The 9,200-nt window shown below is 61.3% G+C and carries 8 protein-coding genes; all 8 read right to left on the bottom strand.

The genetic code is table 11. The annotated features are described in order from the left end of the window. Positions 1–304: 304 nt before the first annotated feature. A complete protein-coding gene (locus Q0216_RS00830; protein ID WP_298592155.1) occupies positions 305–2,407 on the bottom strand; it encodes a type IIA DNA topoisomerase subunit B in 2,103 nt (700 codons plus the stop codon). Between the two features lie 372 nt (positions 2,408–2,779). Then, a complete protein-coding gene (locus Q0216_RS00835; protein ID WP_298592159.1) occupies positions 2,780–4,009 on the bottom strand; it encodes a peptidase E in 1,230 nt (409 codons plus the stop codon). Between the two features lie 293 nt (positions 4,010–4,302). Beyond that, the gene (locus Q0216_RS00840; protein ID WP_298592161.1) at positions 4,303–4,959 is read right to left on the bottom strand and encodes a non-canonical purine NTP pyrophosphatase; all 657 of its coding nucleotides are present in this window, start codon (positions 4,957–4,959) and stop codon (positions 4,303–4,305) included. A gap of 38 nt (positions 4,960–4,997) precedes the next feature. Beyond that, the gene (gene rph / locus Q0216_RS00845) at positions 4,998–5,729 is read right to left on the bottom strand and encodes a ribonuclease PH (RefSeq protein ID WP_049359116.1); all 732 of its coding nucleotides are present in this window, start codon (positions 5,727–5,729) and stop codon (positions 4,998–5,000) included. 142 nt (positions 5,730–5,871) lie between these two features. Further along, the gene (locus Q0216_RS00850; RefSeq protein ID WP_298592164.1) at positions 5,872–6,765 is read right to left on the bottom strand and encodes an MBL fold metallo-hydrolase; all 894 of its coding nucleotides are present in this window, start codon (positions 6,763–6,765) and stop codon (positions 5,872–5,874) included. After that, positions 6,756–7,808 (bottom strand): glutamate racemase, encoded by a 1,053-nt coding sequence (gene murI, locus Q0216_RS00855; RefSeq protein WP_298592166.1) that lies wholly within the window; start codon positions 7,806–7,808, stop codon positions 6,756–6,758. The genes Q0216_RS00850 and murI overlap by 10 nt, the downstream gene beginning before the upstream one ends. 154 nt (positions 7,809–7,962) lie before the next feature. Then, positions 7,963–8,706, bottom strand: coding sequence for a DUF2017 domain-containing protein (locus Q0216_RS00860; RefSeq protein WP_298592168.1), 744 nt, complete (start codon positions 8,704–8,706; stop codon positions 7,963–7,965). Between the two features lie 111 nt (positions 8,707–8,817). Further along, the coding region (locus tag Q0216_RS00865) for a response regulator transcription factor (protein WP_298592171.1) at positions 8,818–9,200 on the bottom strand (383 nt) is incomplete at its 5' end.

Genomic DNA, 9,200 nt, shown 5'->3' on the forward strand with positions numbered 1-9,200 from the left:
CCCTCGATGCGAGGGTGGTTAGAGGAATGAGACGCGATGGTGCCTTGCGGGGTTGAGAAGCAGTTTCGGAACCGCGATGAAATATTGCAGTTTTTAATGTTTTCTGCAAAATTTTGGTGACAGATTCCGGGAATATGACAGGTGCTTCAAGTAGTGCTCAAAGCTTAAATTTGCCTGTTTCATGCGGAATTTACGCGGGATCCCCGAGAATTGCGTGACTATTCTCACACAAAATTCATGGATTGTGACACGCCAGCCACCACTGCCCTGCAGGGCACCGTAATGCCCCACAAGGCACCGCACGCTACATATCGATGCTCTCAGCATCCAGCTGATGAGCACCCGCAATGATGAACTCCTTACGCGGAGCCACCTCAGAACCCATCAACAGAGAGAACGCACGCTCGGCAGCCTCCGCATCCTCAATGCGAATACGGCGCAACATGCGATGACGCGGATCCATCGTCGTCTCAGCCAACTGGTCGGCATCCATCTCGCCCAGACCCTTATAACGCTGAATGGGTTCCTTATAAGACACACCCTGCGCCTGCAAAGAATCCAGAAGCTCGTGCAGCTGCTTCTCCGAGTAGGTGTACACCATCTCGTTCGGCTTGCCGCGGCGCACCACCTCCACACGATGCAGAGGCGGAACCGCAGCATACACGCGACCGGCCTCAATCAGCGGACGCATGTAACGGTAGAACAGGGTCAGCAGCAGGGTACGAATGTGGGCACCGTCCACGTCCGCATCGGTCATCATAATGACCTTGCCGTAGCGAGCCGAGTCCAGGTCAAAAGTACGACCAGAGCCCGCGCCGATCACCTGAATCAGCGCCGCGCACTCAGCATTCGCGAGCACATCAGTCACCGAAGCACGCTGAGTGTTCAGGATCTTACCGCGAATCGGCAGCAGAGCCTGATACGAGGAAGAACGCGCCAAACGCGCCGTGCCCAGCGCCGAGTCACCCTCCACAATGAACAGCTCAGAATGCTCAACATTGGTCGAACGGCAATCCACCAGCTTGGTGGGCATGGACGAAGACTCCAACGCGGTCTTACGGCGCTGAGTTTCCTTATGGATGCGCGCCGAGACGCGGGTCTTCATCTCAGAGACGACCTTCTCACACAGAGCGGTCGCCTGAGCCTTCTCCGCACGGGCGGTCGACTCCAGGCGAGCCTTCAGGGCATCACCCACGACCTTCGACACAATCTGGCGAACCGCAGGAGTACCCAGAATCTCCTTGGTCTGGCCCTCAAACTGCGGCTCAGCAAGACGCACGGTCAGCACGGCGGTCAAGCCGGCGAGAACGTCATCCTTCTCAATCTTGTCGTTACCCACCTTGTACTTGCGGGCGTTATCGGCAAGGTGCTTGCGCATCACGCGCAGCAGGCCCTGCTCAAAACCGGTAGTGTGGGTACCGCCCTTGGGGGTGGCAATAATGTTCACGAAGCTACGGACCGTCGTCTCATAGCCAATGCCCCAGCGCAGCGCAACGTCCACTTCACAATCGCGCTCCACATCGGTCAGCTGCGAGCGGCCGTCCTCGCCCAGCACGGGCACGGTCTCGGTGAAAGAGCCGCTACCGCTAAAACGCCAGGTGTCGGTAATACGCTCATCGTGCGCCAAGAACTCGACGAACTCGCTAATGCCGCCGTCGTACTGGAAAACTTCCTCGTGGGGCTCCAACTCACCGGGGGTGCCGGGCAGGCGGCGCTCATCGCGGATGCAAATACGCAGACCCGGAATGAGGAACGCGGTCTGGCGCGCACGAGCCGCCAAGTCCTCGTAGCTGAACTTGGCGTCGGGGGTGAAAATCTGCGGGTCAGCCCAATAGCGCACACGGGTGCCGGTCACGCCGCGCTTAGCGCGACCCACAATCTGCAGGGCGTCAGTGCCCTCGGTTGCGGGAGTGAACGGATCATCGGGCTTGGGGGTGCGGCCGGACTCGAAGAAGCCGGGAATGCCGTGGCGGAAAGACATCTGGTAGGTCTTCGAACCGCGGTCCACCTGCACGTCCAGGCGGGAAGACAGCGCGTTCACCACGGAAGCGCCCACGCCGTGCAAACCACCGGAGGCATTATAGGAGCCGCCGCCAAACTTACCGCCGGCGTGCAGCTTGGTGAACACGACCTCCACACCGGACAGGCCGGTGCGCGGCTCAATATCGGTGGGGATACCGCGGCCATCATCGCGCACCTCAACCGAACCGTCACGGTACAGAATGACCTGAATGGACTGACCGAAACCGGCGAGTGCCTCATCCACCGAGTTGTCGATAATCTCCCAGAGGCAGTGCATCAGGCCGCGGGAGTCGGTGGAGCCGATGTACATGCCGGGGCGTTTGCGTACAGCTTCCAGACCTTCCAGCACGGAGAGGTGACGGGCGGTGTAGTTCGAAGACGCCACGGGAATCCTTTCGGCAAGTGATGACTGTGTGTTCTCTGCAGGTGTTCCCCGCAGGTGTTTTCTGCAGGTAATCTCTGCGAATATGCTCTGCAGATGTTCTCAGCACGGCAAGCTCACGGAGGGGAGATAGAAACGCTCCGGCTTGCGCTCATAGTGCTCTAAGTTTCTATTCTATCGTGGCTTGTTGTCCGCTTCTGCCTGCATCGTCATTAGGTACTGCACGGTCATAAGGCTCTTCCGAGAGAATAAAACAGCAGAAAAGCACCGGTTGCTACTCCCCTGCGGGGTACCTACCGGTGCTTTAGACTCTGCGGTTTTAAGTCATAAGTTTTGAGGGTTCGCTCGGAAACGTCTCATTGCGAGGGCAACGTTTTAGTGCGCCTCACCCGTGGCACGCGAGGAGCTTTCGTGACGGTTCGTGACCATGATATTGGACTTGAAGTAGAACTCTTCGGGCAACTCATTCGTGACCGGGCCGTGCGGGAATTCGCTGAGCTTCGGCACGAAGTACCAGTCCATCAGCTCGCCGCTGCTCTGCTTGAGCACGCGGCGTTCCCTCATGGCGTGGCGTACCTTGCGGCGCAGGCGCGGGCTGTCTTTCAGGGTGCTGGTGAAGACCCACGGAGTCTCGTAGCCCTCGACAATCGTGCCGAAGGTGATGCGCAGGTTGCCGTTCTCGTCGGCATCCATCGTGAAGTCGCCGTCTGCAATATCGGTGAAGGCGACCATCCAACTGTGGCGGCGTTCGTAGCTTTCACGGGTGGTCTGCAGTGCCGCAATGATGCGGTGGTCGACCAGTAGCTCCACCTTGCGTTCGGTGATTTCACCCAGGCGGGCGTAGGAGCCGAAGGCGCGGTTCGCGCCACTGCGGCGAGGCCACTTGGTCACCGCGCCGTGCGGCACCTCCCCCGCAAAGGTGAAGGGACCGGTGATGGTGCCGGGCAGGCGCAGACGCTCAAACGGCGCCGTCGGCAGGAAGGTCGTCAGCAGCTGATCGGAGCTGACCGACTTACCCCAGCGCGCCATCTCAAAAATAGTCGGTTCGGGGCCCACCGGGTAGAGGCGCGGCATCTTGCGACCGAACTCGTCAAAGCCCTCAATAAACTCACCGTTGGAGCTGTACCCGGGCATGGTCGCACCGAGCGGGCGAGTCCACGACCCCGAATACGGCTTGGTCAGGTGCGGGTTCTCCACCGGCAGGATGCTGGTGCGAGCGCCCAGGTAGGCGGGCATGCGCGAGAGGTTACGCCAGGCGAACTTCGCGGCAACCGCCTCGCGCCACCACATCGGGCGCTTGCCGGGGGTCTGACCGCCCAGGCAGTGCATGAGCAGCCAGAATCCAGCCCAGCCGAGGCAACCTACGGCAACCACGCAGAGACTAATCGTCAGCACGGTGTGCAGGGTTCCGGTCGCCCAGATGTTCGTGGCGATCAGAGCCATGAACGCCACCCACGCCGCCATGACGTAGGGGCCGAGCGTAATCATCGGGTCAACCACCTTCACGGCGGCAATGACGCGGCGGTTCAGTCCACGCCACACGTAGGAGTACGCCCAGCATCCGGCGGCAAGGGCGAGTGCCATCAGCAGAAGAAGGATGAGCATCGGTGTGTCTCTTTCGCTGCAGGTTTTTCTACCGCGGTCGGTGACAGCAAGCATCGGGCAGATGCAGTGTTGAAAGGCTCTTCAATAGCAAAACTCGCCTGCCGAAGGTACCTTCAGCAGACGAGTTTCTTGGGTGTCACTAACCTTGAGGTAAAGCTTCTCACACTATTGTGCCTTTAATTGGTATCTCCGTGGGGGATTTTAGAGGGGTGCGCGAAAAAATCGCACCTAACCTCGCGTTTTCACCCAACAGAGCGGCACAGCGAGTATGCTCTGGTGCCTCAGCGACGGTTCTAGGAAGCCAGCGCCGTAGCAATCTGAGGAATCAGCGCCTCAAAAGCACGCGCACGGTGGCTAATCGAGTTCTTAATCTCGGCGGGAATCTCAGCGCACGACTTGCCAGCGTACTGACCCTCGTACAGGGCGTTCTCACCGTTCAGCTCCACGGGGCGCAGAATCGGGTCGTAACCGAAGCCGCCCTCCCCCGCCGGCGCGGTCAGCAGCTCGCCGGGCAGCTCGCCGTACTCGACCGCCTCAAAACCGTTCGGGGAGGCAACCGACGCCGCGCAGCAGAACTTCGCGCCGCGGTGCTCGGCAGGAATATCGCTCAGCTGAGCCAGCAGCAGGTTCAGGTTCGCGGTGTCATCGCCGTGGCTACCCGCCCAGCGCGCCGAGAAAATACCGGGAGCGCCGTTGAGCACATCCACCGACAGGCCGGAATCGTCAGCAATAGCAACCAGGCCGGTTGCCTCGGCAACAGCGCGCGCCTTCAGCAGGGAGTTCTCAGCGAAGGTCACGCCGGTCTCGGGAACATCGGGTGCGTTCACGCTGGAGGCGTCAACCACCTGGGTGTCAACGTCCAGGCCGTCAATGCGTCCGCGCAGAATTTCGCGCAGTTCCTTGAGCTTGCCCTTATTGTGGCTTGCCAGAACAATCTTTGCCTCTGCCATAGTTTCTCCTTGTCGACGGAACTAGTTACTGGGACGGGTTAGTGTGCCAGTGCTTCACGCTGAATCTGAGCCAGCTCTGCGGTGCCTTCCAGCGCCAGGTCGAGCAGGCTGTTGAGCTCGTCGCGGTCGAAGGGCGCGCCCTCTGCGGTGCCCTGAACCTCAACGAACTTGCCGCTGCCGGTGACGACCACGTTCATGTCGGTCTCAGCACGCACGTCCTCGGTGTAGGGCAGATCCAGCATGGGGGTGCCATCAATAATGCCCACCGAAATTGCGGACACCGAATCGATCAGCGGGTTCGCCTTAGCGGGCAGAATCTTCTGCTCCTTCGCCCAGGTAATAGCGTCAGCCAACGCCACGTACGCGCCGGTAATGGAGGCGGTGCGGGTGCCGCCGTCAGCCTGCAGAACATCGCAGTCGAGCACGATGGTGTTCTCGCCCAGCTCATCCATGTTGATGACCGCGCGCAGGGAGCGACCGATCAGGCGAGAAATCTCGTGGGTGCGGCCACCCACGCGGCCCTTGAGCGACTCGCGAGAAGAACGGGTGTTGGTGGCGCGCGGCAGCATCGCGTACTCGGCGGTCACCCAGCCCTTACCTTCGCCCTTGAGCCAGCGCGGCACGCCCTCGGTGAAGGATGCGGTGCACAGCACGCGGGTGTTGCCGAACTCGATGAGGGCGGAACCCTCAGCGTTGCGGGACCAGCCGCGGGTAATGGTGATGGGGCGCAGTTCGTTGAGGGCGCGGCCGTCTTCGCGGGTTGCAGTCATGGGTTCTCCTTGAATCTGTCTGCAGGGTCTGTGTCTGTCTGTTAAATCTATGTCGAAAAGTGGGCGGGGCTGAGCGCAGTTTGCACTAGTCCGGTTTGTTTTAGCCCAGCTCGGGTTTAGCCTAGTCCAGCTCGGGCTTCGCCTAATCTAGCACGGGCTTAGGGAGCGCAATCGCGGTGTTCAGCGGCGGGTCGAGCACCTCCACCACATTCAGGGTGGACGTGACCGGGTGAGCCTCCGTCGGGCGCGGGTAGATGCGGTAGCTTGCCGCCATTTCGGCAATGCCGACCGGGCCGGAGAAGGCACTACGCGCCTCCGCGTAGGCGATGTCCGGGTCGTTCCACACGGGCAGGTGGGTCAGCAGCAGGTTACGCACGCCCGCCTCCGTTGCAGCCTCGCCGGCACGCTTGCCGGTCAGGTGAATACCGCGCAGGGCGTCATCGCGGCCCTCCTGGTATGCCGCCTCGCAGAGGAACAGGTCAGCGCCGCGTGCAGCCTTAACCAGGCCCTCGCACAGGTCGGTATCGCCCGAGTACGAGAACACGGTGTGACCCTCGCGGTCGTTGCAGGTGATACGCAGGGCGTACGGGTCCTTCGAGGGGTGAACCACGCGGAACGGCTCCACGCGGAACGGCCCGATCTGCACGGGCTCGCCCTCGGTCCAGGTGTGGTACTCGAACTCGGTGCTCATGCCCGGATCCGGGTCCAGGCCGTGAGTCACCGAAAGGTACTCGTTAATCGCGGCGGGACCGTACAGCGGAATGCGGCCCTTGGGCCAGCCGCGCGGATCCCACTTGACCGCCACGTGCAGACCGGACAGGTCGATGCAGTGGTCCGGGTGCAGGTGCGAAATCAGAATCGCGTCAATATCGCTCAGGTCGATATGGCGCTGGAGCATGCCGAGTGAGCCGTTGCCCATGTCCATGATGATGCGCCAGGTTCGACCCGCGAAGTCCGTGGCGGTGAGCATATAGCAACTAGCCGGTGAGACGGGGCCGGGAAAGGAGCCCGTGCAACCGATAACGGTTAGACGCATGAGGTGTCGTCCTTAAGGGTGGTGCCGGAAAATTCGGTGCCCGCGGAGGTGTGTGCCGTCTCCGCAGGTTCTACCGATTCGTCGATGTTGATGTTGCGGTGTGCCGCAAGCATTTCGGGGGTGAGTGCCGCCAGCGAGCCGGTCGGGTAGCGTTCCGCCACGGAGCTGGTGTGGCGCACGTTGGTGACCTCGGGGCCGAGGAAGCGGCGCGCCAGCTGCGAGAACGTCTCAGATTCGCCTGTGGCGAGGAATTCGTGGCGCGGGTTTTCCTCGGGGACCGGGCTTTCAATGGCGTGGTTGAGCAGTTCGCGGTACACGTCCTTCGCGGTCTCATCCGCGGAGGAAACCAGGGTGACGTCCTCACCCATAATGTAGGAAATCACGCCGGCCAGCAGCGGGTAGTGGGTACAGCCGAGCACGAGGGTGTCCACGCCTGCGTCCTTGAGCGGCTGCAGGTACTCGCGGGCGGTCTCCAGCAGCTCGGGGCCGGAGGTAATGCCCTTCTCCACGAACTCCACGAAGCGCGGGCACGCCACCGAGTGCACCTCAAGGTTTGGGGTGATCGCGAAAGTGTCCTCGTAGGCGCGGGAGGTGACGGTCGCCTCCGTCGCAATCACGCCGATCTTGCGGTTGCGGGTTGCGGCGAGCGCACGGCGGGCGGCGGGCTGAATCACCTCAATGACGGGGATGCCGTACTGGCGGGTGTAGCGTTCGCGGGCGTCGCGGAGCACCGCTGCGGAGGCGGTGTTGCAGGCGATGACGAGCATTTTCACGCCGGAGTCGACGAGTTCGTCCATGATGCGTAGCGCGTTGGCGCGTACTTCTGCGATTTTGAGGGGGCCGTAGGGTCCGTGGGCGGTGTCGCCGACGTAGATGATGCGTTCGTGAGGCAGCTGGTCCATGATGGCGCGTGCCACGGTGAGTCCGCCGACTCCGGAGTCGAAGACGCCGATGGGTGCCGCGGCGGTGGGGCCTACGGGCGCGGGGCTACCCCAGGGGGTGCGGGCACGGTAGGGATTGGTTGCGTCGATGCTGTCACTCATGTTTCACCTACACTTCGTTATCGGTCGGGTACCACGTTCTATGCTAACTCGCTAAGGTTACCCATTTATTCCATAGAGCGGTTAGATGAGTCGAGAACCACCATTATGTGGTTGTCTATGACGATGGTTTGAGGGGTAATTCGAAAAATTCGTTCTATTCTTGCTCGTTTGCCCCGCCAAAGTTTGCCCCGCCAAATACTCCGCCGGGCGCATCCTCTTCTTCGTCGTCTAGCCCGTCGAGCATGGCGAGCATGAGCGAGTCCTGAACCCAGGAGACGAAGTTGTACACCACAGCCATGTACTCTTCCTGGGTCTCGACCTTGGAGGGATCGGTGAACGTAGCAATATCTTCGGCGGTGTCTTCGTCCACGATGTAGAGGCGGTCTGCGAGCACCAGGCGAATATCGCCGAGCGCGGCGGCCCAGGCGCGGGCGTGCTCCTCGTTCAGGCGCAGGTCGCTGGATTCAATGTCGAAGGCGAGCATGGCGAGGTTTGCGCGTTTGGTTTCGCGCAGGTCGCGTTCGGTGTAGCGACGGTATTCGGTGGCAGCCTCGTCGTCGCTACTTGCGGCGGGTAGCAGGCGTGCTACGGCGCTGTCGGCGGGAACGGTGGGGTTTTCGGTGATGCCGACCAGCGCCTCCAGCGGGTCGACGGTGCCGCCGTCAGCGGTGGTGTCTGCCGGGCGCAGTAGCGCGCGCACGTCTTCGGCGAGTTCGCGGAGCATGACGAGCTTGTTATCGGGGGTGAATCCGGGGAGTACTCGGGCGGCGTGCATATCGTCAATGAGTTTGCCGCCGAACTCGAGGTAGAGCTTCCCGCCGAATTGGGCGCGACGCTCGGCGATGTGCTGGGACTGTAGTTGGATGTACTTGTCTCGATCGAAACCGATCCGGTGCACGAAGGTCTCCGTCCTTGCTGGGATCGTTCCCCGCTCGGCTCTCCATCGTATCGGCACTTTCACTCCTGTCCTAGCCGCTTGGAGTTCGGAGCGTCACACACTGTTTTACCGTCACACGATGTGCCTTTGCATCGCCCAACGGGTCAGTTCATTGCGGTTGGACAGCTGGAGTTTACGCAGCACCGCTGACACGTGCGTCTCCACGGTCTTGACGGAGATGAACAGTTCGTTGCCGACTTCTTTGTAGGTGTAGCCGCGGGCGATGAGCCTCATGACTTCCTGTTCGCGTGCGGATAGCAGGTCGAGTTCGTTGTCTCCGATGGCGACTTGGCCCAATAGCTGCATAATTTCGTTTGAAGACCGCGGCGGGTCGGAGTTCAGCGTCGGGTTGAATTCAAACAGCGGCTGGTCTTTTGCCGTCAGGATGAGCCGGATCGGTTCTCCCGACTCATCGCGGTCGCGGATTTCAGCTCGGAGGGTGATGCGCGGATCAA

Source organism: uncultured Rothia sp., from assembly GCF_937976295.1.
Taxonomy (GTDB): domain Bacteria; phylum Actinomycetota; class Actinomycetes; order Actinomycetales; family Micrococcaceae; genus Rothia.